The organism is Arthrobacter sp. B2060 (assembly GCF_059090445.1).
The window spans coordinates 321210-346583 of sequence record NZ_JBNHFR010000004.1 but is presented as its reverse complement, the minus strand read 5'-3'; the positions used below and the strand labels follow the sequence as shown (position 1 = coordinate 346583).

Annotated in this window: 22 protein-coding genes and 1 pseudogene; 15 read left to right on the top strand and 8 right to left on the bottom strand. The window is 65.7% G+C overall.

The window, feature by feature from the left end:
- Positions 1-41 precede the first annotated feature (41 nt).
- The 4 genes from AC5RUM_RS10400 (at position 42) to AC5RUM_RS10385 (ending at position 3035) form a co-directional block, all read left to right on the top strand.
- Positions 42-260, top strand: a complete 219-nt coding sequence (locus tag AC5RUM_RS10400) for a DUF6766 family protein (RefSeq protein WP_494034848.1) — start codon at positions 42-44, stop codon at positions 258-260.
- 210 nt (positions 261-470) lie between these two features.
- Positions 471-1103, top strand: a complete 633-nt coding sequence (locus AC5RUM_RS10395; RefSeq protein WP_494034847.1) for a hypothetical protein — start codon at positions 471-473, stop codon at positions 1101-1103.
- A gap of 100 nt (positions 1104-1203) precedes the next feature.
- Positions 1204-1941 carry a YcnI family copper-binding membrane protein gene (locus tag AC5RUM_RS10390; protein ID WP_494034846.1) on the top strand — a complete coding sequence of 246 codons (738 nt, stop codon included), beginning with the start codon at positions 1204-1206 and terminating at the stop codon, positions 1939-1941.
- Between the two features lie 155 nt (positions 1942-2096).
- Complete coding sequence (locus AC5RUM_RS10385) at positions 2097-3035, top strand: SGNH/GDSL hydrolase family protein (RefSeq protein ID WP_494034845.1); 939 nt, start codon at positions 2097-2099, stop codon at positions 3033-3035.
- On the opposite strand, the gene AC5RUM_RS10380 is transcribed toward AC5RUM_RS10385, so the two are convergent.
- Positions 3032-3238: a hypothetical protein gene (locus tag AC5RUM_RS10380; RefSeq protein WP_494034844.1), complete on the bottom strand. Its 207-nt coding sequence runs from the start codon at positions 3236-3238 to the stop codon at positions 3032-3034. The genes AC5RUM_RS10385 and AC5RUM_RS10380 overlap by 4 nt on opposite strands.
- A 106-nt stretch (positions 3239-3344) precedes the next feature.
- Here AC5RUM_RS10380 and AC5RUM_RS10375 point away from each other — a divergent pair, with 106 nt between their 5' ends.
- The gene (locus tag AC5RUM_RS10375; protein ID WP_494034843.1) at positions 3345-3536 is read left to right on the top strand and encodes a hypothetical protein; all 192 of its coding nucleotides are present in this window, start codon (positions 3345-3347) and stop codon (positions 3534-3536) included.
- A 6-nt stretch (positions 3537-3542) separates the two neighbouring features.
- Here the strand turns inward: AC5RUM_RS10375 and AC5RUM_RS10370 are convergent.
- A pseudogene (locus AC5RUM_RS10370) lies at positions 3543-3975 on the bottom strand (integrase core domain-containing protein); the annotation flags it as partial.
- Between the two features lie 280 nt (positions 3976-4255).
- Here AC5RUM_RS10370 and AC5RUM_RS10365 point away from each other — a divergent pair.
- A complete protein-coding gene (locus tag AC5RUM_RS10365; RefSeq protein WP_494034842.1) occupies positions 4256-4777 on the top strand; it encodes a hypothetical protein in 522 nt (173 codons plus the stop codon).
- 154 nt (positions 4778-4931) lie between these two features.
- Here AC5RUM_RS10365 and AC5RUM_RS10360 read toward each other — a convergent pair whose 3' ends face one another.
- Both AC5RUM_RS10360 and AC5RUM_RS10355 read right to left on the bottom strand, forming a co-directional pair.
- A complete protein-coding gene (locus AC5RUM_RS10360) occupies positions 4932-6470 on the bottom strand; it encodes a S24/S26 family peptidase (protein ID WP_494034841.1) in 1539 nt (512 codons plus the stop codon).
- A gap of 73 nt (positions 6471-6543) precedes the next feature.
- On the bottom strand, positions 6544-6936 hold the full coding sequence (locus AC5RUM_RS10355) for a hypothetical protein (RefSeq protein WP_494034840.1): 393 nt from the start codon (positions 6934-6936) through the stop codon (positions 6544-6546).
- A gap of 505 nt (positions 6937-7441) precedes the next feature.
- Between AC5RUM_RS10355 and AC5RUM_RS10350 the strand changes: the two genes are divergently transcribed.
- The 4 genes from AC5RUM_RS10350 (at position 7442) to AC5RUM_RS10335 (ending at position 14392) form a co-directional block, all read left to right on the top strand.
- A complete protein-coding gene (locus AC5RUM_RS10350; RefSeq protein WP_494034839.1) occupies positions 7442-8389 on the top strand; it encodes an SGNH/GDSL hydrolase family protein in 948 nt (315 codons plus the stop codon).
- 128 nt (positions 8390-8517) lie between these two features.
- Positions 8518-10833 carry a PKD domain-containing protein gene (locus AC5RUM_RS10345; protein ID WP_494034838.1) on the top strand — a complete coding sequence of 772 codons (2316 nt, stop codon included), beginning with the start codon at positions 8518-8520 and terminating at the stop codon, positions 10831-10833.
- A gap of 263 nt (positions 10834-11096) precedes the next feature.
- On the top strand, positions 11097-13376 hold the full coding sequence (locus AC5RUM_RS10340) for a PKD domain-containing protein (protein ID WP_494034837.1): 2280 nt from the start codon (positions 11097-11099) through the stop codon (positions 13374-13376).
- Positions 13377-13465: 89 nt separating this feature from the next.
- Complete coding sequence (locus AC5RUM_RS10335; protein WP_494034836.1) at positions 13466-14392, top strand: hypothetical protein; 927 nt, start codon at positions 13466-13468, stop codon at positions 14390-14392.
- Positions 14393-14448: 56 nt separating this feature from the next.
- On the opposite strand, the gene AC5RUM_RS10330 is transcribed toward AC5RUM_RS10335, so the two are convergent.
- A complete protein-coding gene (locus AC5RUM_RS10330) occupies positions 14449-16209 on the bottom strand; it encodes a hypothetical protein (RefSeq protein ID WP_494034835.1) in 1761 nt (586 codons plus the stop codon).
- Between the two features lie 327 nt (positions 16210-16536).
- On the opposite strand from AC5RUM_RS10330, the gene AC5RUM_RS10325 reads away from it, so the two are divergent.
- Positions 16537-17613 (top strand): hypothetical protein, encoded by a 1077-nt coding sequence (locus tag AC5RUM_RS10325; RefSeq protein WP_494034834.1) that lies wholly within the window; start codon positions 16537-16539, stop codon positions 17611-17613.
- A gap of 123 nt (positions 17614-17736) precedes the next feature.
- Here AC5RUM_RS10325 and AC5RUM_RS10320 read toward each other — a convergent pair whose 3' ends face one another.
- The 3 genes from AC5RUM_RS10320 to AC5RUM_RS10310 form a co-directional block, all read right to left on the bottom strand.
- Entirely contained in the window at positions 17737-20472 is a 2736-nt protein-coding gene (locus AC5RUM_RS10320) for a galactose oxidase-like domain-containing protein (RefSeq protein WP_494034833.1), read from the bottom strand.
- 290 nt (positions 20473-20762) lie between these two features.
- Positions 20763-21284 (bottom strand): hypothetical protein, encoded by a 522-nt coding sequence (locus AC5RUM_RS10315; protein ID WP_494034868.1) that lies wholly within the window; start codon positions 21282-21284, stop codon positions 20763-20765.
- A gap of 188 nt (positions 21285-21472) precedes the next feature.
- Positions 21473-22039, bottom strand: a complete 567-nt coding sequence (locus tag AC5RUM_RS10310) for an iron transporter (protein ID WP_494034832.1) — start codon at positions 22037-22039, stop codon at positions 21473-21475.
- A 465-nt stretch (positions 22040-22504) separates the two neighbouring features.
- On the opposite strand from AC5RUM_RS10310, the gene paaA reads away from it, so the two are divergent.
- Genes paaA through paaD form a run of 4 tightly spaced genes read left to right on the top strand, consistent with a single transcriptional unit; the run spans position 22505 to position 25369 of the window.
- The gene (paaA, locus tag AC5RUM_RS10305; protein WP_494034831.1) at positions 22505-23536 is read left to right on the top strand and encodes a 1,2-phenylacetyl-CoA epoxidase subunit PaaA; all 1032 of its coding nucleotides are present in this window, start codon (positions 22505-22507) and stop codon (positions 23534-23536) included.
- Positions 23533-23928, top strand: a complete 396-nt coding sequence (gene paaB / locus AC5RUM_RS10300; protein ID WP_494034830.1) for a 1,2-phenylacetyl-CoA epoxidase subunit PaaB — start codon at positions 23533-23535, stop codon at positions 23926-23928. Before paaA ends, paaB begins: the two co-directional genes overlap by 4 nt.
- Positions 23925-24827 (top strand): 1,2-phenylacetyl-CoA epoxidase subunit PaaC, encoded by a 903-nt coding sequence (gene paaC / locus AC5RUM_RS10295; protein ID WP_494034829.1) that lies wholly within the window; start codon positions 23925-23927, stop codon positions 24825-24827. The genes paaB and paaC overlap by 4 nt, the downstream gene beginning before the upstream one ends.
- Entirely contained in the window at positions 24824-25369 is a 546-nt protein-coding gene (gene paaD, locus AC5RUM_RS10290) for a 1,2-phenylacetyl-CoA epoxidase subunit PaaD (protein WP_494034828.1), read from the top strand. The genes paaC and paaD overlap by 4 nt, the downstream gene beginning before the upstream one ends.
- The last annotated feature ends 5 nt before the right edge of the window (positions 25370-25374 follow it).

The window sequence follows — 25374 nt, the reverse complement described above, 5'->3', positions numbered from 1 at the left end:
GTCCGGAAGGCCGAGGTCCAGGGTGATGAGGTCCAGGTCCAGTGTTTCGGCTGCCTGGAGTCCTGCGGTGCCACGGCCAGCCGGCGGTGACCATCCTTGAGTACCTTGGGACGTCGCAGTTCTGGTTTGAGTCGTTCCAGAACCGGCAGAGCGAGTTCCTGGCCGTGGCGGTTATGGTCGGCGCGTCGGTGTACCTGCGGGAGATCCGCTCCGCGGAGTCCAAACCCGTCGCTGAGCCCCATTACGAGACCGGCAGCTGAGAACGGGCAGCAGCTGAGGAACGGCGGAAACCCGGGCGGCAGGTATGCTGGACGGGCACCCGGGGCAGCCGTTCAGCGGCTAAATTCCGGCATGCCCCAAGGTTTGGGCCCCGGTTCTGGGGAGCCGCCGCGCAGGGTTTCCCCATCCTCCGGTTCCTAGCTTGGGAACCAGTGGGAACGCCAATGCAATCAGGAGAACAGGAGGAGCAGATGCAGCCCCATGCTCCCCTGCGCCTGTTGCGCTCCCTGATCGTCACCGGCCTGACCGTGGGGCTGGCTGCCGCGGGCCACGTGGCCGGCGGCGGCACCCTTCCCGCACCGATGATCGCGGTGGCCCTGGCCGCGCTTGTGCTGGTCCCCGTGACCTGGCTGACCCGACGGGAACTGTCCTTCGCAACCCTGCTCGGCCTGCTCGGCGCCGGCCAGTTGGTGCTGCACGAGGCGTTCACCACGCTGTCCGTCAGCGCCGTGTGCCAGGCCCCGCTGTCCGGCGGGAGCCACCATCACGCGAGCACGTCGAGTCTTCAGTGCCTCCCGTCCGCTGCTGTAGGGATGGACGCCCACGCGGCGGCCGGGGTTGATCCGATGGCCATGCTGGCCGGCCACGTGCTTGCCGTTCTTGCCACGGTCTGGTTCCTGCGGCGGGGCGAGGCGTCGCTGTGGCAGCTCCTTGCCTGGATGCGTCCCCTGGTCCACGTTTTGCGCCCGGCCGCGATCCCGGTTGCGGGCCCGCGGACCTTTGCCCGCAACCCCGTTGTCATCCCTGCTCCGTGGCGCAACCTGCGCCTGCACAGCCTTCGGGGACCGCCTGCCGCGGCCCTCCTGCGTGCCTTGCCCTGCTGACCCCTCCCGGCGTCGCAGATGGGTGCGCGGGAAGCAGCTTTCCCCACACCCATGCGCGCCGGGCCGGCAAACGGGCGGCGCCTGCGAAAGGCAACACGCCATGAACACCACAGCACTCCGTACCTTCAAGACAACCGCGGTTCTCGCCGCTGCAGCGGGCCTGACCATCCTCGGCGCCGGAGCGGCGTCCGCCCACGTGAACGTTGATCCTGCCTCAACCTCGGAGGGCGGCTTCGCCCAGCTGACCTTCCGGGTTCCCAATGAGTCCGAGACGGCCAAGACGTCCAAGCTGACCGTCACCCTGCCGAAGGACACGCCCTTCACGTCCGTGTCGGTCAAGCCCATGGACGGCTGGAAGGCCGAGATCAAGGAAGCGGCCCTTCCCAAGCCCGTGACGGCCAACGGGGCAACCATCACCAAGGCTGCCGCGTCCGTCACCTGGACGGCGGACGCAGCCCACCAGATTTCACAGCAGGAATACCAGACATTCTCCATTTCCGTGGGGCGGCTGCCCAAGGCAGGGACCACGGTAGTGCTGCCCGCAGCCCAGGCCTACACGGACGGCACGGTGGTGAACTGGAACGAGACGCCAGCTGCCGGTGGGGCAGAGCCCGAACACCCGGCGCCCTCCTTCGTCACCACGGCAGCGGCGGCGGAACATGGCACACACGGAGCCCACGGTGCGGCGGCTGAGACGCCTGCCGCAGAGTCCACCTCCGCGTCGGCAACGTCCCCTGCCGCCGGCGACTCCACCGCCCTCGGGTGGGCAGGCCTGGTTGCAGGACTGCTGGGGCTGGCGGCAGGCGTAGCCGCCCTCGTGCGCACCCGCAAGGCCTAAGGAACCGGACCGGCGCCGCCCCTTGGAAGCTGCCCGGAAAGGGCGGGGCCGTTCCAAGGTTTTCCCAAGGTTTTTCTGGGAGTCGGGGGCCATGATGAGTGGCAATCGCTAACTGAATCTCGAGGACGCCTCCCAGGCAGAAACCTGACAGTCCAATGCACCGTCCATTCAAGAAGTACGACGCCGGTTCAGTCACCTCCCAGGGTGACCGGACCGGCGTCGTACGTCTTCCGTTGACAGCGGCCGACGGCGGAAGCGGCGCCGCCTTGGGTGCCGGAACTGAGACACGCGGTTTGGCACAGCCGGCCCCGCACCCGTGGAGCAGGTACGTGGCGCTGGGGGACTCGTTCACGGAGGGTGTGGGCGACCCAGAGCCGCGCAGCCCGGGCGGGCTGCGCGGCTGGGCAGACCGTGTGGCCGAGGAGCTCAGCATGGGCCACGAGGACTTTGCCTACGCGAACCTGGCCGTGCGCGGCCTGTTGCTCGGCCAGATCCTGGACCAGCAGGCGGGGCCCGCGCTGGCCCTGCAGCCGGACCTCATCACCCTCTCCGGGGGCGGAAACGACCTTGTCTTCCGGGGGAGCGATCCGGACAAGTTGGCCGGGAGGCTGGACGCCGGCGTCGAGTTGCTGAGTACCACGGGGGCCACGATCGTGCTGTTCGCCGGGCCGGACTGGGGTGGGACGCCGGTGATCGGGCACAACAGGGCGAAGATCGCCATCTTCAACGAGAACATCCGCACCGTTGCCCATCGGCACGACGCCGTGATCGCAGACCTGTGGGCGCTGCAGGAGCTCGCCGATCCGCGCATGTGGGATCCGGACCGCCTGCATTTTTCGCCGCTGGGGTACCACACCATCGCCAAGATGGTGCTGGACACCCTCAACGTCCCGCATACGCTTCAGCCCTACCTGCCCAAGGACATGCCGGAGAGCAGTTGGCGCCATGCGCGCGCCGAGGACCTCGTCTGGGCGCGCAAGTACCTGGTCCCCTGGGTGCTGAAGCGGATCCGGCACCAGACGGAGGAGGAGCTCAGGGCCAAGCGGCCAGTGCCGGGCCCGGTCTTCGGCTCGGAAATGCCAGGCCCCGTCTAGAGGCCCAGGCCCCCGAGCTTGTCGCCGAGGCCGCCGGGAAGCTTGCCCAGCAGGTCCGCGGGGTTGATGCCGAGCTTGGACAGCAGTCCTGCGTGCTGGTCGGTGTCGACCTGGTCGGGCAGTTCCGTTTCGGCCTGGGCGGCTTTGTCATTGTCTCCCCGGGACCTGAGGAGCTCGAGGATCTGATTCTTATCGATCTGCATGGCGTTCTCCTTCTGCTTGCCAGAACTAGTAAGTGCACCTACTACCTTCCCGGAAAACTCCGTTTGTCAAAAGCCCTCCTCACCCGAACTGGTCACCGTCGCCACCATGATCACCGCCTACGAGGCGAACATCGACCGCACGAGCTGGCGGAACCGCTACAGCGACGACCGCTACTACCTGACAGCGCTCATGGCTTGGGGGTACGAACCCAGCGAGGTGGGGGAGACCATTCTCACCGACCCCGAAAGCCTCTGCGAGGACAACACCGCGCCCACGGACGCAGCCGAGGCCGACTAGGTGTACTTAGCCAGTAGGTTGGTGACACCTGCTGATGGGTGGCTTGCCTCCGAGGCTGCCGTGGGGTCGGTGGTTGTTGTAGAAGTCGAGCCATGCCTGTAGGGCGTCGGTGCGCGCCTGGTTGGATGTGAAGGGCTGCCGGTAGGCCCAACAGTCCTGGGGCGCGGTTGAAGCGTTCTGCCTTGCCGTTCTGCCAAGGGTGGCAGGGTTTGACCAGAATGTGGTTGGCTCCCAAGGCTGCCAGCGTGTCCTGGAAGTCGCGGGAGAGTCGGTACGCAAAGGCGTTGTCGGTCATAACCTGCTTCACGGGTATCCGTTGGGATGCCATGGCAGCGGCGGCCCGGGTGAGAAACCCGGCGCAGGTCCGGCCTTTCTCGTCCGGCAGCACCTCAGCGTACGCCAGCCCGTGAATGGCCACGTGGACGTAGTCGAAGCCCAGCTTCTGGTCGGAGGAGCGATGGTTGGCCGCACCCTATAGTGAAGACCTCTTAGATTCAGTTGCAGTTGTGGTAACCACCAACCTAAGAGGTCTTCACCCTTTCACGATGTAACCAACGTCCTGACTCAGTACAGCTAGATCCCCGTCATCTCATGCGGTGCCGTCGCAGGGGACGGGCCTATGCTGGTACGTGCGTGCAGCCCACCTCTGGCCCGTCTTATCGGAAAGGGGGCGAGGACTCTGCGGTCCGGAACCCCAATTCCAGAGCGAGGAAAAGATGATGAGCGCAGACGTCCAGTTGTCCGGGGCGGGGACCAGCGAGATCTGGGTCATGGATCCGGCAACCCTGCGCGACGTCGTCCTGGACCGGGATGCCATGGAGGCGCGGCTTGGGGACTGCACGGCACTGGAACGGGTATGGATCCTTTCCCTGCTGGGCAGGGAGCAAGAATCCCTCGCCGAAGGATTGGCGTTACTGGCGGCGTCCCGGGACCGGCTCAGGCCACTGCTCGTGCTTGCCCAGACCTATCAGCGCAGGTACCAATGGCACCAAGCGGCCAGGTTGCATGAAGAAGCCCTGCGTCTTGCCCGCACACCAGCTACAGAAGCGCTCGTCCGCCACCAGATCGGCAGGCGTCTGTTCGATGAAGCCCGCTACCGTGATGCGGCAGCCGAATTCGAATGGGCCCACGACCTGTACCGGACTGCTGGCCGCGACCGCCTTGCCCAGCTCTCTCGCCGGTGCATGAACCGGGCCCGCCAAGTTCAGGCACAGGGGAACAATCTCGATGACCTGACCTGACCTGACCTGACCTGACCCAAAGGCGCCAGGCGTTCGGGGCCTGCGGACCTCTCAGCGCCGCCGATGTCCCGGCACCGCCGGAGCCTTCACCGGCAGTCCCCCAGGCCGACGACCTTGACAGGTCCCGACGGGCGAACGGGCGTGCGCTTGACAGTCATGCTCCGGCGTCGACGAGGTCGGCTCCGACATCCGGCTCGGACGTGATCACCCCGGCACGGTAGCGATAGGTGATGTTTTCGTCCTGGACAACGAAGGTCTCCACGCCGCTGCGTGTCCAGTGAAGGACGAGCAGGCCGTAGCGCTCGGCAAGTTTGGCCAGAGTTGCGAAGGTGGTGACGTCGATGACGGGCCGGCCTTGGGGCGCGGGCATCGGATGGACGCGGACGAGCAGGGCGGCGTAGCGGCGGCGGATGGCTGCGGCTTCATCACTCGGTGCGGTCCGGCGGGCGAACAGGACGACGACGGCGGCGGTGGCCAGGGCTGCCAGTAGCAGCACCACGGAGATGATCCGCGCATTGGCGGCGGTGACGGTCCAGCCGTTGATCCCCAGTGTCCGCGGGGCGATGATGGCGTGCTGGACGGTAGCGGCGTCGGTGACGGTAAGGTCTTTCTCGCCGTTGGCCAGGGAGAGCTGGAGCGGGGTCAGGTTGAGTTTGAGCTCGGGGTGGAAGTCGGCGCCCGCTGTGGTCTTCACCCGCGGGACGACAGTGACACTGACCTGGCTTGCGGCTATGCCGGTGACGGCGGATGCGGCCTTGGCCTTGGCGTCGAATGCCTTCAGATCCAGCCTGACGGTTCCCTCATACTCGTTGCCGGTAAAGGTGGCGGCGCTGGCGAGCGGAAAGGTTGAGTGCCAACCCTCCGGGGTGGTCAGTTCCGCCGCCACGGTGACGTTGCCGGGTTCGCCGTGGTAGGTGAAGTGCACGTCGACGGTGTCGGCGAGCTTGCGGAATATTGGGTCCGGGGAGTGTGCGGTGGTGCTGTCATAGGCGGGGGTCTGTCCGACGTCCGCGGTGTATGAGAAGTCCATCCGGGTGCCGCTCTTGACTTCGGCCGTCGAAGGGCCTTCGAGGGGGCCCGTCCAGGCCAGGACACCGAGCGTGGCTCCGAGGATTCCCAGCACAAGGGTAATGGCCGCGGATGTCCGCAATGACGGCGGGAGGCTGTTCACGGCCAGGAATTGGGCTGGCCGGTCGCCGGTATGGCGGGACATGGCTGTTCTCCTACGTTTGCGACGGTGTCGGGTGGTTGCGGTGCCTCCGCCGGCCAGCAGGGCAAAGGCGGCCAGGCCCAGTACGGGTGGGCTGGTGAATCGTTCGAGCCACACCCCTGCCTGGGGGATGTGGAGTACGGCACGGCCGACGAGTTGGCCGGCGCCGGGCGTGAGAGGGTCTATGGATTGGTTGTTGTCGCCCTTGAACACGAATGCTCCCGGGTCCCCGCCGATGATGCGGTGAAGCGCGACCTCGTCTTTACCGGGAAGGTTGTAGGCGGCTATATCGCCCACCGAATACGACGGTGCCGGGGCAACGATGACCAGGTCCCCCTGGTAGTAGACCGGGTTCATGCTGACGCCGCGGGTGACGACGATCGCTATCTGGCCGCTCGCCAAGGCAATCCCGGCGACGGCGACCAGTCCCGCCAGCGCCGCAAGGGCGGAGGCAATCAGGCCTTGTAACAACCGGTTCGGCATGGGGACTCTCTCACTGCAGGAAGATGAGGGCCGGCCCGTCCCCCAGCGGGACGGGCCGGTCCTGGTCTGGGAACTAGCTAACGGTGACGGAGGCGCTGGTCACACCGATCTGGCTAGTGCCCTCAGCGGCATCGCACACCGACACGAAAGTTGTCGCGTGAATGGGCGTGCAGGTGAATGTCGCGGCCGATCCGCCAGTCAGGGCAACGGTCGGGGTCTCGCCGCCGGTGGCGTCCGCGAACGTCAGCGTCACCTTGTTGACAGCGGTCTTCGTGCCATCGGTGAAGCCGTACACGATGCTGTTCAGCGTCGCGCCGTCCACGGACTGGCTCACGGTACCGCCGACGAACTGGTCGTCAGCGGCCTGGCCTGCAGTGGCGAGACCGGTGCCGGTGAAGGCGGAACCGGCGGCAACAGCGAGGCCGGCGACGGACAGGGCAGTGATGATCTTTGCGGATTTGCGCATGATGATTCTCTTTCGGTTTTAGGAAGCCGGCAACCCCTGAGCGGGCCCCGGCGGCAGTCGACAAAACCAGCAGCTAAGCGCGGAAGAAAGAAACCAATGCAGCCCCCCAAGCCGCGATCGCCGCATTCCAACCAACAGGGTCTAAGATTCCTGACACTGTGTGGCGGAACGCACATCGACAATTCGAAGTTAGCAATGCTTTTGCGAATTAGTACGGACCTTGGACTAACCTCAGCCGAACCTCAGGGAAATGCTGCTCTCCTGCGGGAACCCTGCGGAAAAACCGTGGTGGGCCGGGCACAATCTGGCCCATCAGCCGCGGAACAGGACCAGGTCGTTAGTACTGTGGCGCCACTCTTGTCACGCTGGAAGCATTGTTCACACCAGCAACGGCCGCGGGAAAATTCTCCCGATTTTGCGGAATTCCGGGACAAACGAAAGCGTTACCTCAGTAACGCCCCAAGCTGCTGGGGAGCCTGCGGGCGGCGAGCGAAAGGAATGGGCGATGAACGCCGTCGACCGCTACACCCCAAGCGGTTCCGGCAAGGGACAGGCTCCGCACCCCTGGAGCCGGTACGTAGCCATGGGAGATTCATTTACCGAAGGTGTGGGTGATCCCGAAGAGCGCAGTCCCGGCGGGCTGCGCGGCTGGGCAGACCGCGTGGCCGAAGAACTGAGCTCGGGCCGCGAGGACTTTTCCTACGCCAACCTGGCCGTGCGCGGCCTGCTGCTGCAGGAGATTCTGGACCGGCAGACGGAGCCGGCGCTCGCGCTCAAGCCGGACCTGATCACCCTGTCCGCCGGCGGAAACGACATGGTGTTCCACAACAGCAATCCGGACAAACTTGCTGCCCGGCTCGACGCCGGCGTGGAGCGGCTGAGCACCACCGGGGCCACCATTGTGCTCTTCACGGGTCCTGACTGGTGGCACACGCCCGTCCTGGGCCGGAACCGGGCCAGGATAGCCATCTACAACGAGAACCTGCGTGCCATCGCCTACCGGCACCACTGCCTTGTTGCCGACCTGTGGGCCCTGCGCGAACTGAGGGATCCGCAGATGTGGGACCCGGACCGGCTGCATTTCTCCCCGCTGGGGCACCACACCATTGCCATGATGGTGCTGGACACGCTGAACGTGCCGCACACTCTCCAGCCCCTGGAGCCACGGGAGCTGCCGGAGCGGAGTTGGCGGCAGGCCGGAGCCGGTGACCTGGTCTGGGCGAGGACCTACTTCCTGCCGTGGGTGCTGCGGCGGCTGCAGCAAGAGCCCCCGCTTATCCGGCGGATCTATGGGCGGCGGCCCGAGGTGCTGCGGCCGAAGCGTCCGGCGGCCGCGCCGGTGTTGTCTGCCGGAAAGCAGTTGCAGAGGCAGCCGCAGATGCCGGCTGCGCCGCCCGGGGGCGAGGCCGTCCGTGCTGAGGCGGAGTACGAGGACGGGCTGAAACAGGCCTAGGCACTGACTGCAGTGAACCCCCAACGCCGGGTGGGGGTTATTCGTGGTGCACCTTTTCTCCAAGGTTTTCCTGAGTTCGCCGATGCACCATGAATGGCCCCAGTGGTTCAACTGAAACGGCCTCAAAGATGAAAAAGATCCTCCGCCGGCTAAGCCAACTGGTCGTCCTGTCCGTCGCCGTCGCGGGGGGTCTGGTGGGCGTTTCTGGTCCAGCGCAGGCGGCCACCGTCGGCACTCCGAGCATCACGTATGCCGGCGTGAGCAACCCTCCGACGGCGGACAAACCGCAGAGCAAGCTGTGGTGGAACGACGGGTCCTGGTGGGCGAACATGTGGACCACCGGCGCCGGCTGGAGCATCTACCGGCTGGACCGGGACACGGCTTCGTGGGTGGATACCGGGGCCCGGAGCGACAGCAGGGGCACTACGTCCTCGGACACACTGTGGGATGGAAACCACCTGTTCATCGCCTCCAACGTGGTGACTTCCGGCAACTCCGCGGCGGGGCAGCCCGCCCGCCTGTACCGCTACAGCTACTCGGACGGAACCTACACGCTGGACGAGGGATTCCCCGAGACCATTTCGAACAACAGCAGCGAGACACTGACTATTGCCCAGGACTCCACCGGCGTCATCTGGGCCACCTGGACGCAAGTCGCCGGCGCCATCAACACCGTTTTCGTCAACAGCTCCGCCCCCGGCGGCGAAAACTGGGGGATCCCGTTCGTGGTGCCCGGAACTGCGGACCCCAATCCAACACCGGATGATCTCTCGGCCATCGTGGCCTTCAAGGGCGACGAAATCGGGATCATGTGGACGGACCAGGCCACCGGGACGGCGTACTGGGCAACCCACGAGGACGACGAAAGCCCGCGGGACGCCGCATCGTGGAAGGTGACGGAAGCCATCAAGGGCAACAAGCTGGTTGATGACCACCTGAACATCAAGACGCTGCAGGCCGACCCCACCGGCCGGGTCTACGCGGCTGTGAAGACCAGTTTCAATGACGGCTCGTCCGATCCGAACCTGGCCCAGCTGGTGCTGGTGGTCTTCAAACCCGCCACCGGCTCCTTTGAGCAGACGACGATCGCCCGGACCGGTGACTGCGTGTCCCGTCCCCAGATCATGCTCGATACCCAGAACAACCTGATCCATGCGTTCCACACCGCGCCCTCGAGCTCGGTCAGCGGCTGCGCCTTCACGGGAGTGGCCGGCAGCATCTACGAGAAAACCGCGTCCATGGACGACCCGGTGTTTGCCGCCGGGCGCGGCACCCCGATCATCGAGGACGCCACCTCGGCCAACATGAACGACGTAACCAGCACCAAGCAGAACGTTAATGCCACCACCGGCCTGGTTGTCATGGCCACCGACCACGTTGCCAAACGCTACTGGTTCTCGGACCGCAGCCTCGGCACGGTGGACCCGCCCGAGGAGACAGCGCCGGTCGCCTCATTCACCGCCACTCCGACCTCGGGCACGGCTCCCCTGACGGTGGAGTTCACGGACTCCTCCACCGCGGATACGACGTCCTGGGCGTGGGATTTCGGTGACGGTGAAACGGCAACCGCGCAGCACCCGTCCCACACCTACACGGCGGCCGGGACCTACACGGCGACGTTGACCGCTGCCAACGAAGCCGGCTCGTCAACAGCCGCGACGACGATCACCGTCAGCCCGGCCGACGACGGGCCGCCCCACACGCCGGCTGATGCCTCCATTCGTGGAGCGGCTGACACCCTGGCCGCGGGACCCGACGGGGTGCTTTGGAACTACCCGGCCAACGGCGAGGGTGGATTCCTGCCCCGCGTCAGGATCGGCTCCGGCTGGAGCGGGCTAAAGGACGGATTCGTCACGGACTGGAACCAGGACGGCGTGTTTGACCTGATCGCCCAATGGACAGACGGCCGCATGAGCTACTACCAGGGAAACGCAACAGGAGGATTCGCGGCAGGGCAGGTCATCGGCTCCGGGTGGAGCAGCTACCAAGTGACCGTGGGCCGCTGGCGCAAGGCTGATACATACCCCGGCGTGGTGGCCTATGACGCGGCGGGTGTTCTCTGGCACTATCCCAACACCAACGGAAGGACGCTGGGTAGCCGCACCAGACTCGGTGGCGGCTGGGGCGGGCTTTACCTCACCATGGCCGACTACGACCGGGACAGCGCCCAGGACATCCTGGCCAAGCGCAGCGACGGCGTTCTGGTGCTGTACCGCTCAACCGGCGCGGGAACTTTCCAGCCCGGACCGCACCCCGCTGTCGGTGGCGGCTGGAACAGCATCAACAGCATCACTACGGTCGCAGGCTTCCAGGGCGCCGGCACGTACGGGCTGATGGCCCGGTTCACCGACGGCCAGCTTGCGTACTACCCCATCCTTAATGGCACCTGGGGCACCCGCACCCTGGAGGGCGGCGGCTGGGGGGCGTACTACATCTTCCGGTAGGGACGGGATCTTCCGGTGGGGACGGGCCAGGCACGCCTAGTTTCTGTCAGGGCAAACCACAAACCCCCAACACCGGTGGGGCACCGCCTGCAGCGGTATTTTCTCCAAGGTTTTCAAGAGTTTGCCAGTGCACCATGAATTGCTATCGCAGTTCACGTGGGCCCGGGCCACGAAGTGGATGGGCCCACGCGGATCCTGGACCAGGCGCTGCCCGATCCGGATGAACAGATACTTTTCACCGCCCAACAGAAACGCCGAGCAAGATGAAGAAGACCCTCCGCCGACTGAGCCAATTGGTCGCCCTGTCCATTGTTGTCGCGGGGGGCCTGGTGGGTACTTCCACCGCCGCCCAGGCGGCCACTGTCGGAACGCCGAGCATCACCTATTCGGGGGTCAATAACCCTCCGACGTCGGATAAACCACAGAGCAAGTTGTGGTGGAACGACGGTTCCTGGTGGGCGAACATGTGGACCACCGGCAGCGGCTGGAGCATCTACCGGCTGGACCGGGAAGCAGCCGCCTGGGTGGACACCGGGGTCAGGAGCGACAGCCGGGGGACCACGTCGTCGGACGCGCTCTGGGACGGCACCCACCTGTACATCGCCTCCAATTACGTGACGACAGGCAGCTCCGTGACAGCCCAGGCCCGGTTGTACCGCTACAGCTATTCCGGCGGCGCCTACACGCTGGACAATGGCTTCCCCACCGTCATCTCGGGGAGCAGCAGCGAGACGCTGACCATTGCCCAGGACTCCACTGGCGCGATCTGGGCCACCTGGACGCAGGTCGTCGGCACCACCAGCACGGTCTATGTCAACAAGTCCCAGCCCGAGGGCACCGGGTGGGGGACGCCGTTCATCGTGCCCGCCGCGGACCCGAACCCGACGCCGGATGACCTCTCGGCCATCGTCGCCTTCAAAGGCGACGAAATCGGGGTCATGTGGACCGACCAGGCCACCGGAACGGCGTACTGGGCCACTCACAAGGACGGCGAGGATCCAGTGGCGGCCACATCGTGGCAGGTGAAGGAGGCCATCAAGGGAGACAAGATGGTCAATGATCACCTGAACATCAAATCGCTGCAGGCCGACCCCGCCGGACGGGTGTTCGCAGTAGTGAAGACCGCCGTCGACGAAGGCTTGCACGACCCGAATCTGCCCCAGCTGCTGCTGGTGGTATTCAAGCCCGGCACGGGTTCCTTTGAGCAGACGACGATTGCCAAGGCCGGGGATTGTGTCTCCCGTCCGCAGATCATGCTCGACACCGCCAACAACCTGGTCCGCGCCCTCTACACCGCGCCGGCGACCTCGGTCAGCGGCTGTCCTTTCTCCGGTGTGGCCGGCAGCATCTACGAAAAAACCGCCTCGATAGACAACCCTGTCTTCGAGGCCGGCCGCGGCACGGTGGTCATTGAAGACGAAGCGTCCGCCAACATAAACGACGTGACGAGCACCAAGCAGAGCGTGAATGCCACCACCGGCCTGGTTGTCATGGCCACCGACCATGTCGCCAAGCGCTACTGGTTCTCGGACCGCAGCCTGGGTACGCCGCCAGATCCGGCCGCCCCGGTCACCTCATTTACTGCGACGCCGACGTCCGGCACGGCACCGCTGACGGTGAACTTCGTGGACACCTCCACCGGCTCGCCGACGTCGTGGGCGTGGGATTTCGGTGACGGTGAAACAGCCACCGCGCAGAACCCGTCCCACATCTACACCGCGGCCGGGACCTACACGGCGACGCTGACCGCCACCAACGAAGCTGGCTCAACGTCCAGCACCACGACAATCACCGTCGGCCCCGCCAACAGCCCCTCCATCAGGGGAGCGGCTGACATCCTGGCCGCAGGATCCGACGCGGTGCTCTGGAACTACCCGGCCAACGGCGAGGGCGGATTCCAGCCCCGCGTGAGGATCGGCTCCGGCTGGAGCGGGCTGAAGAACGGATTCGCCACCGACTGGAACCAGGACGGCGTGTTTGACGTGATCGCCCAATGGACAGACGGCCGCATGAGCTACTACCAGGGAAACGCAGCAGGAGGATTCGCCCCAGGGCAGGTCATCGGCTCCGGCTGGAGCGGCTACCAGGTGATCGTGGGCCGCTGGCGCAAGGCTGACGCGTACCCCGGCCTGGTGGCCCGTGACGCGGCGGGTGTCCTGTGGCACTATCCCAACACCAACGGAAGGACGCTGGGTAGCCGCACCAGGCTCGGTGGTGGTTGGGGCGGGCTTTACCTCACCATGGCCGACTACGACCGGGACACCGCGCAGGACATCCTGGCCAAGCGCAGCGACGGCAGCCTGGTGCTGTACCGCTCAACCGGTCTGGGAACTTTCCAGCCCGGCACCCACCCCGTGATCGGCAGGGGCTGGAGCAGCGTCAACAGCATCACCACCCTCGCAGGCTACCAGGGCGCCGGTACATACGGGCTGATGGCCCGGTTCACCGACGGCCAGCTTGCCTACTACCCCATCCTTAACGGCATCTGGGGCACCCGCACCTTGGAGGGCGGCGGCTGGGGTCCCTACAACATCTTCCGGTAAGGAGCACCGCGCAGTTTTTCCATCGAAATGAATGGACCGGGTTAGACTGCGGGATGACAAAATTGGGGGCCGTAGGGGTCAGTTTACTGTTGACGCTATCAATCGCGGGATGCATCCCCGGAGGCCCGGCCTCCGGGGATGCGTCGCAGCCGCAGGCAGCTTCCGGCGGCGCTACTTCTGCACCCGCACAAACGACGACGACGGCGGCAGCGTCGCCGTCGTCCGTCCCCACCCCGACGCCCACGCCGGCCCTGGCAACCTTCACCACGCCGGACGGCTCCCTGAGTTTCACCTACCCGCAGACGTGGAAGGTCACGGCAGTAGCGGGGCAAAGTCGCTCCTACGCCGTGACGGACGAGGCAGGTGCCACGCGCGCCACCCTGCGGGACAAGCTAAAGAGTCTGCCGAACGTCAGCGTACCGGCCGGGCTGGACAGCGGTTTCCGGGGCCCCGTTCCCGGCGTCACGGGCCCGGGCGGCAGGGACGTTGAACTTGTGGTGCACGGAGTCTTCGGCCAGGCCGCCGGCGGCCAGGGCGCCATGTACGCGATCAGCAGCATCAACGACACCGAACCGATCGGGCGCTCTGCCGTGGAAGTGAGCGAGGGGGGCTACTACGTCAGTTTCAGCGGCTTCGTTCCGCTGCGGCGTGACGTACAGACGCTGAGCAAGGAAGAACTGTTCAGCGCCGCTGCGGAGTTTGCGGGATCCGCCGCGTTCGGGGAAACCGCCAAGGTGATCACATCTCTGCGGCTCAACAAGGCCAAAGTCGCCCAGGCAGGATGCCTCGGTGCCCGGTACCGGTACGAGAAGATCGCCGGACTCAGCTGTGAGGAGGCGACTGCCGTCCTGGCCCGGGTGGAAAGGACCGGAGCCGGAAACGGTGCCCGAAACCTTGAAACAGCTGACTACCTCTGCTTCTACCCAAGCATCGTAGAGAGCCAGAACGGACAGGCCGACGTCGTCTGCCGAAGCAAGGCGTCCGAGGCTGTCTCGTTCGAAGCCTGGAAGAAGTAGAAAACGCAGGAGTTTCAGATCTTCTTCATGACGTCTCTCGAGGACCCAGCTGACGCTCAGTTGCTTCCGGCGCCCGTCGTGGGTGCGTCAGGCAGGCGTGAGGCCGTTTCAAGGTACTGGTTCCAGAGCTCGAGCTGGAGCTCGTATCCGCCGTACTTTTGGGCGCATTCACGGACAAAGTCGAGCGTGAGGGTAAACATCTCAACAGCCGTCTCCCTGTCTCCTGCTGACAGCGCGAGAGGTCCGAGGAATTCCCAGGTATTGGGACACATATGGCCCGCAATTGCCTTGGATCCGGCAGGAGCGCCCGATTCGTTCTCCACAAAGGACCGTACGAACTCATACCTTCCCATGGAATCAAGGAACGGTACGATGACGCGGGGCAGCCGGTCTGCCAGCGCCCTCACGTCGTCGGGGGCGATGCCGTGCGATTCGGATCGCCGAATGTCCGCCCCTGATTCGGTCAGCTCCGATGGATCTCGTGCCGGCCAGCTGGTGGTGAAGCGGGTCCCGTAGGAGACGTGAAAGCGGTCCATCCCGGTTGAACCGATGGCTATGACATCGACCCGGCCGGGGCAGACCCGGCGGTAGGTCCGTCCTGTGGCTGTGAAGCCGAGCTGCCTTAGAACCGGGGCGAAATTCTGACGGATGAGTGCATCCATGGCTGCACGTGCCTGACGCGGCGCCGGATCCGCCTTACGCCTGGCGTTGGCCGCCTTGGTCCGGCGGAGCTCCTGGTCACGATGGCTGATGACGTCCTCATCGAGCTCGAGATGCTTGGCTGTCCGCTTGACAAGATCACGCCGGGTGAGATCCTCAAACAGTTCCCCCAAGACAGCCCTGTCGTCTGGCGTTGCCCGGGCGGCCAAGGTGTCCACGGCCGCGCTGGCCACCCCAAGGGCCAGGGCTCCGGTCATGCCAGGGACGCCGCTTGTCGCGGACCCGCGCCTCGCAAGAATCCCCAAGAGCTCCGGGACCCATGGCTCGTCCGGTATCTCCCGTGCTGCGAACACTACGGCACGGGCAAGATCGTCATTGCCCATGGCAAACAGCATCGCACCGGCGAATCCAACCTTGGCGTGTTCGTCCGGGGATACGACGTCGGTGTGAGCAGCCAGCGTAAGCCATTCCCGCAACAGCCGCAGCGCCTCCGGGGTGGCAAGGCAGGAAGCGATCTTTACGCGCCAGGCCTTGGTTGGTTTTCCTGGCCCGAGGCTCGTCAACAGCCTGACCAATGGGGCGATCACGTCCGCCGGAAAACTGCGTGCCGTTTCCCTCGCTGCTGGGCCCCAGCCGTCTCCATCGCGCAGAACGGCAAGGTCAAGGATGTCTGGTGGCGTGGCTGCGGACAAGACCCGCTCAATCAGATTCAGCGTCTCTGGCATCTGCCAATAATCCAAGGGGCCAAGTATTTCCGAGGGCGGGCGAACAGCCATGAGGACAGCTTTGAGATCCCTGACAGCGGACAGCAAGCCTTCCGTTGCGGTGCCGCCCTCGCACACCTGCTCTGCTGCCCGCAGGGCCACGCAGGCTCGCCGGCCGTCGAAGCCTGTGCCGGCCACAATGCGAACGGCAAGCGTGGACGTGGCTGCATCCCACGGCAGGCGGCGCCGCCTCAGCCTGTCGATGGCTGTAACGGACGACCGGTCCCGGGGAGCGGACAGCAGGAGCAGCAGCGCGGACAACCTGGCATCAGGAGCGAGCGGCTCATCCAGCGTCAGCTGCGGCCAGTCAGTCCAGCTCAGTCCCGACGAGCGTATGGCCCGGTCCACAATTTCCCGGTGGTACTCCAGGCCCGCAGCCGTCTGGTAAGCCATGATTCTCTCCCCGATACTCAGCACGCACCGGGCTGTTCCTGCCGGTCATAACCGAGGATAGTGCGTTTCCTGTGGATACCGAATCCGCTCGATGGAGTGCCACGAGGGCTACCCTCGAGTATAGATTTGACCGCCATTTTCGGCTGTGCGTGCCCGGCGCGGAACATACGGAATATGGATTTACAAGTGTTGTCATGATGTGTCGGCCGGCGTAGGATCCGAAACGTTATCGGTTTCCGGCGTCGCGGCCGCCGTTGACCTGTTTTCAGCGCAGGTGCTGGCCGGACCCGTCTGTTCTTGCGCGTTTTCAGGAACGGAGCAAGCGAGATGACTTCCAACGATCGATCCGCACAGCATGCCACACCCCGGCACACCACAACCAGGGCGCGGGCAGGCCGATTACCAAAGCCGGCGGCCCGGGTGGCTGCCGCGGCCGTCGCCGCGGCGGGCCTGGCCGCGGGATTCCTGACAGTCACGGCCCCGGCCCAGGCGGCGTCGTCGAAGGGCTGCGTGGGCGGCGGGTTCCAGGTTTTGGGGCAAGCCGGCGAGTTTGACGGCACTGTTGCTGCGCCGGGCGGCCGGTTCCTGGTCCAGGGCAAGTACGTCAGGTTCGAGGTGGACCCGGCGAACTTCGCGATTTACAACTATGCCTTCACCGGTGCCGCCAACGAACTCGACATCACCGGAGGCCGGGCAACGCCGGTCTATGCCAGCAAGATCCCGGACCATCGCGGGCTCGCGCTGACCAGCAGCATCACGCTGGAGGTCAAGGACGAGGAAATGACGCTGTTCCGGACGGGCACCGGAGGGCTGGCCATGAAGATCCAGGCCAAGGACTGCGCCCAGGGCGGGCTGTTCCAGATGGAACCCGAACGCGGCGACGAGACGCGGACCCGGGTCGTGCACCGCCTCGCCGCCGAGGCCTTCTACTTTGACAACCGCAACTTCCGCGCCCGGCTGGGTGATTTTGTCGGCTCTGCCTGTACCAGCGAGCAGACCGGGCCGCCGAGCCAGTTCTGCGTCCAGGTGCGGCCGCGGGTGAACATCGGCAACAGCGTGTCGGCCGAGTTTGCCGTCCGCGACAGCGCCCAGGTGGCCGAACGCGTTCCGCAGCCTGCCTGCGGCCCGGACTTCGCCAACAGCCTGGGCCTCCCGGAGACCCGCGACCACTGCGGCGGCATGTCCATCTGGGATGTCGCCAGCGGCGGACGGATGGGCATGGTCACCGGCGAGGACGCCGTGGAAGTCGCCAACTCCCCGACCGACTGCGTGCAGGACTGCCAGGCCGAGAACCAGGTCCGCGGCCGCCTCGAGGTGCTCGGCTTCCCGTTCCCCGTGGGCGATGGCAGCCGCCTGGCACCGCGGACCTCGACGGACGGACTCACCGCCCCGCTGACCCCGTAACCGGCACCAGATCGACCTTCTTTACGACGGCCAAGCGTCCAACCGCGGAGGCGCCACACCCGGCGGCCTTCCCATCTGGCGCCGCTTACCCCCTGATTTGGGGGATGCTTGTTGCCTCGTGGGTTACCGGAAGATGTTGTAGCCGCCCCAGCCTGAGCTGACGATGGTCCGTGTACCCCAGGTCCCCTTGCTGAAGGGGTAGTGGGCGAGCCTGCCGTCGGTCAGCCGGCCGATGACTCCATGGCTTCCGCTGGTGAATGCCGACACTTTGGCGATGCTGTTGACGGTGTTCCACCCGGCGCCTACCACGCGCCTGGTTTCGTTGACGAAGCCGCCGGTTCCGTTGGAGCGGTAAAGCGACAGTTTGCCGTCGCTGCGTTTGGCCAGGATGTCCTGTTTTCCGTCCTGATCGAAGTCCACCATGGTGAGGTAGACGCCGCGCCAGCCGGTTCCGATTTTGGTGCGCGGCGACAACGTTTTTCCGGTGCCGTTGCCGTAGTAATAGAGAGTTCCGGCCGCGTCGTAGGCAAGGACGCCCGGGTACTTGTCCGCCGTGCGCCAGCGGCCGACCGTCAGGTGGTAAGGGCCCCATCCTCCGCCGAGGGACTGGGCCGCAGCGAATCCTCCGGCCTGCTTTCCGGAGAGGTAGGTCAGCCGCCCGTCCTTCCATTGCGCGATGATGTCGAAGACGCCGTCATTGTTCCAGTCGGACACGAACCCCTTGGCCAGGCCAGCCCACCCGCCGCCGATCCTTTCCCGGGGCTGGAAGCGGCCCTGGCCTGTGGCCGGGTAGTTCCACAGCACGCCGTCCGGCCCGGCCGCCACAATGTCAGCGGCGCTGCCGATGCTCGGGCGGATTGGAGCGGGGGCCGATGGGGTGCCGATCTTGATGGTTGTGGCGACGCTCGGTACCCCGTTGTGGTCCATTGCAAAGAGCAGGTAGTTGCCCGGCACCAGCACGCCGGGATCGGCCGGCAACCTCAGCGATGCGGTGTTGCCTGAGATGGCGGTTGCGGTCAGCGGGATCCGCCGTTGGTCGGTGTTCACGGTGTGGGTCACCGTGCTCATCCTGATCAGGGAGAAAGTGGTGGTCGGCGCTCCGGTCGTTACCGCAATGGTGCTGCCGGGTGCGCCGGCGGTCGGCGCGGTCACAATCCGCGGCCGAGTACGTGCGCTGCCGTCTGCGTTCAGCAGGTAGGGCGGTGTGAAAGTCTCCCCGTCCAGATGATTGGTGGTGCAGTTGCCGCACAGCCCGCCGCCGCCGACGAAGACCCGGGCATCCGGGAGCAGCAGGGCCACGCTGTGATAGGTCCGGGGAATAGCCATCGGAGCCATCGTGGTCCACCGTCCGGTCCTCGGGTTCCAGATTTCCGGAGCCATCCTGGCGCCAACGTCGGTGGCGGGAGCAGGAGTGGCCTGACCGCCGACGACGAGCACTTGGCCGTCGGGCAGTGCGACTCCGTTGGCGAACGACCGGCTGACGGCCATGTCTGCGGTCCGGGCCGCGGTGACTCCGTTATTGATGTCGATGGTGTAGGCCCGTGCCGTGGCAGGAGCGTTCGAGTAGGCGGGTGCCCCGCCCACGGTGAGAATTTTGCCGACGTCGAACATCACGGCGTTGCCGTTCATCGCGTCCGCGCTGTCAGAGCGCAGACCGGCGGAGCTGATGCTGCCATTGCCTGTGGTGGAGATCCAGTTCATCTGGCTGCTCGGTCCGGCGTGGAAAACGCGGCCGCCAGGGGCGGCGAACAGCCAGGCATGGTTGTCGGACCGGAATTCGCCTGCGGGATCTTTGGTCAGGATGTTGTCGACCAGCACGATCGGCAGTGTCCGCCAGCCGCCGGCGGCGGACCATACCTCGCCGTGCTTGTTGCCGATGCCGCCGGACCATGACCCGCCGAGGGTGAACACCTCACCGGTGGACGTGGTCACGTTGGACTGGTACCCGCGGGCGGTCTTCATGGCCGGCCCTGCAGTCCAGGTGTTCGTTCCCGGATTGTAGAGTGTGGTTTTGGTGCTGTTGCTGCCGCCGCTGACCATGATCCGCCCGTCCGGCAGCATCGAGGTCCCGGAGCAGAACATGTCGTGGGCGGTGTTGGCCACCTCGGCCTGGCGCACCGCGCCGGTGGTGAGATTCAGGGTGGACGTCTGGGTGAGGCCTGTGCTGCCGCCGTATGTGGTGGGGGAGTAGGCGGCCCAGGTCAGCAGCTTGTTGCCTGGGAGCAGCGCCGCCGCGGCCGGGACAATCGGGAAGTTAATCGTCGGGCTCCAGGATCCCGCTGACCCGCTCGCCACCGCCTGTATTGTCAGGTTCCCGCTGGTTTGGCCGACGAGGTTGATCTCCGCTGCGTGGCTCCACGGTCCGCGGCTGCCGGCCTCGGCGACGGCGCGCAGCTGGACATAGCGTGCTGTTACCGCTGCGAACGTCACGCTTTTCTCGTCACCGGTGTCCGCCCAGGTGCCGCGGGCCACCGGGTTGCCCCACGCGGTGCTGCCGTCGGTGCTGACGCGGATCTCGAAGCTGCCGATTCGCCCGTACTCATCGGTGGAAGGGAGGTAGCGGAACCCCGAGATGGTTTGGGTTGTTTTGGTGTCGATCGTCAGGGTATGCGGCAAAGGGGCAGCAGCCGCGGTCTTCCTGCTGTGCCAGAATGTGGCGGGGTCCCCGTCAAGGACGTTGGCGGCCCGGCCGCTCCCGCCGGAATCCTCCTCGTCGCTGGCTGACACCGTCCAGCCTGCGCGCTGCAACGGATCGGGGGCCGGCTCCACGGCCGCGGCCGGCAGCACTGCCGGGACGTGGTGGTGTCTTCCGTTCGCACCCGGGGACTCGTACGGGGCAACCATTTGCGAATCGGTCAAGCTCCACGCCACCGATGCTCCTAGCAGCAGGGATGCGACCGCAACCGCGGACACAAGTCGAGACATCTTCGCCTCCGCCTGGATTCAATCCCCATGCATGGGCGAAGGTTAGCGCGGGGACCTTGGAAAAACCTTGGGCGGCAGAAACGGACATCGTAAGGCTGGCTGCCTCTTCGTCTAGTGAGGAGACGCGTCGCAGTTCGCCTTCGTGGCAGCCCGGACTCATAGTTTCGGGCTGCCACGAAGACGGTTTCGGTCGCCGGTTCTCGACGACGTTCTCGTGACCAGGGTTAAGCGCCCGTCCAGCGACGCAGCGTGCTGTTGATGAGGCCGATGAGCACGGCGGTCCACCAGCAGGTCTGGGAGACGGTGAGTGCAATCACGAGCCGAAAGCGCAGTCTGCGGGTTAGCTCGGTGAAGCGTGTGCGGGGCGGGAGCGAAAGCAACCGGTGCATGGCCGGTGCGATGCTGAGGCCGTTCAGCATCAGTATCAGGACGGAAACGAGTTTGACCACTGTGACCAGGCTGGTCAGGTCGGGGTCGATCAGGGCGCCGGATATCAGCAGCAGGGCCAGTCCGCCCCAGATCAGCGGCTTCGCAGCGGCTTCAAGCTTCCCGGACGCGTGCATCTCTACCTTGCCGAACAACCACAGCAATCCCAGCCAGTCGACCACGAGGATGGTGCCAAAGGACAGCACCAGAGCCAGGATGTGAACGGCAAGCCCGACCCGATGGAGTTCAGGTCCGCAGTCCACATAATGCCCGACGAGCACCGAAGCCAGCCATCCAGCCGTGCACAGCATCCCGAGCACGACCAAGCGTTGCTTTTGGCGTCGTGTCAGTGATGCAGGCGGGGTCGCCCGCTCTGTCTGTGGTGGTCCCTGCCGGACCGGTGCCATGCCCATCATCGCGGGGACCTGTCAGTGCGCTGAACCCTGAAAAGCGACGATGGCGTGGAAGAAGTCATCATGATCCTTGATCCTCGAAGGACGTTAGGCCTTCACCCCTTGGTCAGCTCGACGTCTGTAAACTCCACGGTCGTGCCCTTGGCCAGGGCGGGCGTGTCGGACTCCTCGCCGTGGCGGTTGAATGCCGGGACGCCGAGGGTGGCGCGCAGTGTGTAGGTCCCGGCCTCGGGCACGGTGAAGTTGTTGGCGTAGTGGTAGAAGGTCGAGTAGTAGAAGTTCAGGTCCAGCTTCTGCACGACTTTGTCCTTTGCGTCGATCACTTCCAGTGTGATCGGCACATTGGGGACGATTCGGCCGGTCGAGGTCTCGGTCGGAATGATCTCGATGTGATGGGTCTCCCCAGCCTTCGGTGCACGGAAATGCGCACCGTGCTTGTCGAACCATGGTTCGGCAGCCTCGGTGATCAGGTTGACGGTCCATTCCCCGGACTCGACTGTTTTACCCTTTTCGGCGATTTCAGTGGCTAGCACCTGGTACTGCTCCTGAACGCCGGCCGGGACGGCGAAACCATCGTCCTTTGTGGCGGCCTGGGCGCCACATCCGGTGAGTGCAGCGAGGACAAGCGGGACGGTCAGGGTGGCGAGGGTGGCACGAAGCATCGTAAATCCTTAGTTAGCGAGCGTTGGGGAGGGAGTTGCGGTGTTGCGGGGAGCCCAGGAGATGGCGGCGACTACGCTGGCGCTCACCTTGGGGGCACCGCCGCCCCCGGTACGAACTGTGGCTGGGGTCGGCCACATCAGAGGGGACGGTTCCTGGGAAGTGGTCCTTACTTGGGCAACTCAGAGGCTGTTCAAGAAGATCGTGGTCATGCCGCGATCCACCTGGGCTCCTGAGAGTCAGGTAAGGCTCGCCTAAACGAGAAGATTACCCAGTGCCGCTAATTATGCAAATGTTTCATGCGCTAATTGCCCGCACATTACGCCGTCGGACTCGACAAACGAATCGCGGCTGCTCCCGCGCGATAACCACCCCTCGTGCTTGACGCCCTTCGCCGCTTCCGCATATCCTGAACGAACGGTCGGTAAATAAATTCCGAGTACGGACGTGAATGCATAGGAGCAACCATGGCAGCGCAGAATCTGCAGTCAGTGCCTGACCAGCCGGCAGCGGCCGCGGCGGACGAAACACGCCAACAGCAGCTGGAGGCCGAAGGCCAGGAATACTTTGACAAGGTCATGGCAGACGACTCCCGGATCGAGCCGAAGGACTGGATGCCGGCGGCGTACCGCAAGACCCTGCTGCGCCAGATCTCGCAGCACGCGCACTCGGAGATCATCGGCATGCAGCCGGAGGCCAACTGGATTTCCCGCGCCCCGAGCCTGAAGCGCAAGGCCATCCTCATGGCCAAAGTCCAGGACGAGGCCGGCCACGGGCTCTACCTCTACTCCGCCGCCGAGACGCTGGGCCAGTCCCGCGACAAGATGATGGACGACCTCATCGCCGGCAAGGCCCGCTACTCCTCGATTTTCAACTATCCGGCCCTGACCTGGGCCGACATGGGCGCCATCGGCTGGCTCGTTGACGGCGCGGCCATCTGCAACCAGGTGCCGCTGTGCCGCGCCTCCTACGGACCGTACGGCCGGGCGATGGTCCGCATCTGCAAGGAAGAATCCTTCCACCAGCGCCAGGGCTTCGAGATCCTGCTGGAACTCTCCAACGGCACGCCCGCGCAGAAGCAGATGGCGCAGGACGCCGTGAACCGCTGGTATGCCCCGGCCCTGATGATGTTCGGCCCGCCGGATGACGATTCGCCCAACTCCAAGCAGTCCATGGCCTGGAACATCAAGCGCTTCAGCAACGACGAGCTGCGCTCGCGGTTCGTCGGCATGATGATGGAGCAGGTCCGGGTCCTCGGCCTCACCCTCCCGGACAGCGAGGTCCGCTTCAACGAAGAGACCAGGAAGTGGGAGCACGGCCCGCTGGACTGGGAGGAGTTCAAGGAAGTCCTCGCCGGCCGCGGTCCCTGCAACGCCCAGCGGCTGGAACGCCGCCGGGAAGCGCACGACGACGGCGCCTGGGTTCGTGAGGCAGCGGCTGCTTACGCAGCAAAACAGCTGGCCAAGCAGGTTAACAAGCAGAAGGAATACGCAGCATGACACCCCACGGCAACCCGGAAGTACCGGCCAGCTCCGGCGGAGAAGTAGACAGTTCCGCGGCTCAGGTCCCGGCGACTCCGGCCCCAACCACCGAGGAAGCCTCAGCGCACCGCAGCGTTTGGCCGCTGTGGGAGGTCTTCGTGCGGTCCAGCCGCGGGCTCAGCCACGTCCACGCGGGCAGCCTGCACGCGCCGGATGCCCCTATGGCCCTGCGCAACGCCCGCGACCTGTACACCCGCCGCAACGAAGGCGTGTCCATCTGGGTGGTTCCGGCGGACGCCATCGCCGCCAGCGATCCCGATGCCAAGGGCTCGTTCTTCGAATCCCCGCAGGGCAAGGACTACCGCCACGCCACCTACTACACCAAGAGCGAAGGAGTGAAGCACCTGTGACCGCTCCGGAAACCCACACCGAAGGCCACGGCGACATCTCCGTCGGCGTCGCCGGCAGCGGCGACTCCTCCGCCAGCGCCACCCGCATCACACCTGGCAACGCGCTCCGCCCGGAGGACATCGCGCTCGAGGTCCGCACCGGCCTGGTAAAGCCCTCCGAGGACGCGGCCGAGTACGCCCTGCGCCTCGGCGACGACGCCCTCATCCTCGCCCAGCGGCTGGGCCACTGGATCTCCCGCGCGCCGGAGCTGGAGGAGGACGTGGCCCTGGGCAACATCGCCCTGGACCAGCTGGGCCACGCCCGGTCCTTCCTCAGCTACGCCGGGGGAGCATGGGAGAAGAGCGAGGACGAGCTCGCCTACTTCCGCCGCGAACACGAGTTCCGCTCCGCCCACCTCTTCGAGCAGCCGAACGGGGACTTCGCCGTCACCATCGCGCGCCAGTTCGTGGTGAGCTACTACCAGTTCGAGCTGTACCGCCGGCTGACCCAGTCCACGGACGCCACGCTCGCCGCGATCTCCGCCAAGGCCGTCAAGGAAGTGGACTACCACCGCGACCACAGCGCCCAGTGGATCCTCCGGCTGGCCCAGGGCACGGAGGAGTCGCGCCGCCGCATCATCCACGGTCTGCGCCTCATCTGGCCGTACGTCGAGGAGCTCTTCGTGGACGACGACCTGACCTCCCGCCTGGCCGACGCCGGGACCGCCGTCGAGCCTTCCAGCCTGAGGGCCGACTTCGACCGCCTCACCGGAGAGGTGCTCGCCGAAGCTGAGCTGGAGGTGCCCGAGGTTCCGGCAGCGCCCGGCGGCGGCCGCCGCGGCAAGCACTCGGAACACCTGGGCTACATCCTGGCCGAAATGCAGGTCCTGGCCCGCGAGCATCCCGGAGCCAGCTGGTGACTGCCGTGTACGTATCGGAACCGGGCACCCGGCGCGCGGAGACTGCCGAGCAGAAGGCGTGGGCCATCGCCGCCACCGTCTGCGATCCTGAGATCCCCGTGCTCACCATTGAGGACCTGGGCATCCTCCGTGATGTCCGGCTGTTCGACGACGGCGGGATGGTGCCCGCTGTCCAGGTCACCATCACGCCGACGTACTCGGGCTGCCCCGCGATGGACGCCATCCGGGACGACGTCCGGGCCGCGTTCCAGAAGGAGGGCTACCCCAGCGTCCATGTTGAGCTGGTGCTCGCCCCGGCCTGGACCACCGACTGGATGACGGACGCCGGCAAGGCCAAGCTGCAGGAGTACGGCATCGCCCCGCCCAGCGGCCGCGCGGCGCTGGGCCATAACGGGCCGGTCCGTCTGAGCCTGGCGGTGAAATGCCCGCAGTGCTCGTCGCTGAACACCAAGGAACTCACCCGCTTCGGTTCCACTTCCTGCAAGGCGCTGTACGTCTGCCAGGACTGCAAGGAACCGTTCGACTACTTCAAAGTCCTGTAAGGAAA

Coding starts and splice junctions, on each gene's coding strand:
- AC5RUM_RS10395 (WP_494034847.1), top strand. CDS start 471: ATGCAGCCCCATGCTCCCCTGCGCCTGTTGCGCTCCCTGATCGTCACC.
- AC5RUM_RS10325 (WP_494034834.1), top strand. CDS start 16,537: ATGACTTCCAACGATCGATCCGCACAGCATGCCACACCCCGGCACACC.
- AC5RUM_RS10340 (WP_494034837.1), top strand. CDS start 11,097: ATGAAGAAGACCCTCCGCCGACTGAGCCAATTGGTCGCCCTGTCCATT.
- AC5RUM_RS10380 (WP_494034844.1), bottom strand. CDS start 3,238: ATGCAGATCGATAAGAATCAGATCCTCGAGCTCCTCAGGTCCCGGGGA.
- AC5RUM_RS10390 (WP_494034846.1), top strand. CDS start 1,204: ATGAACACCACAGCACTCCGTACCTTCAAGACAACCGCGGTTCTCGCC.
- AC5RUM_RS10350 (WP_494034839.1), top strand. CDS start 7,442: ATGAACGCCGTCGACCGCTACACCCCAAGCGGTTCCGGCAAGGGACAG.
- AC5RUM_RS10310 (WP_494034832.1), bottom strand. CDS start 22,039: ATGCTTCGTGCCACCCTCGCCACCCTGACCGTCCCGCTTGTCCTCGCT.
- AC5RUM_RS10365 (WP_494034842.1), top strand. CDS start 4,256: ATGAGCGCAGACGTCCAGTTGTCCGGGGCGGGGACCAGCGAGATCTGG.
- AC5RUM_RS10360 (WP_494034841.1), bottom strand. CDS start 6,470: ATGCCGAACCGGTTGTTACAAGGCCTGATTGCCTCCGCCCTTGCGGCG.
- AC5RUM_RS10375 (WP_494034843.1), top strand. CDS start 3,345: ATGATCACCGCCTACGAGGCGAACATCGACCGCACGAGCTGGCGGAAC.
- AC5RUM_RS10330 (WP_494034835.1), bottom strand. CDS start 16,209: ATGGCTTACCAGACGGCTGCGGGCCTGGAGTACCACCGGGAAATTGTG.
- AC5RUM_RS10355 (WP_494034840.1), bottom strand. CDS start 6,936: ATGCGCAAATCCGCAAAGATCATCACTGCCCTGTCCGTCGCCGGCCTC.
- AC5RUM_RS10385 (WP_494034845.1), top strand. CDS start 2,097: ATGCACCGTCCATTCAAGAAGTACGACGCCGGTTCAGTCACCTCCCAG.
- paaB (WP_494034830.1), top strand. CDS start 23,533: ATGACACCCCACGGCAACCCGGAAGTACCGGCCAGCTCCGGCGGAGAA.
- AC5RUM_RS10345 (WP_494034838.1), top strand. CDS start 8,518: ATGAAAAAGATCCTCCGCCGGCTAAGCCAACTGGTCGTCCTGTCCGTC.
- paaA (WP_494034831.1), top strand. CDS start 22,505: ATGGCAGCGCAGAATCTGCAGTCAGTGCCTGACCAGCCGGCAGCGGCC.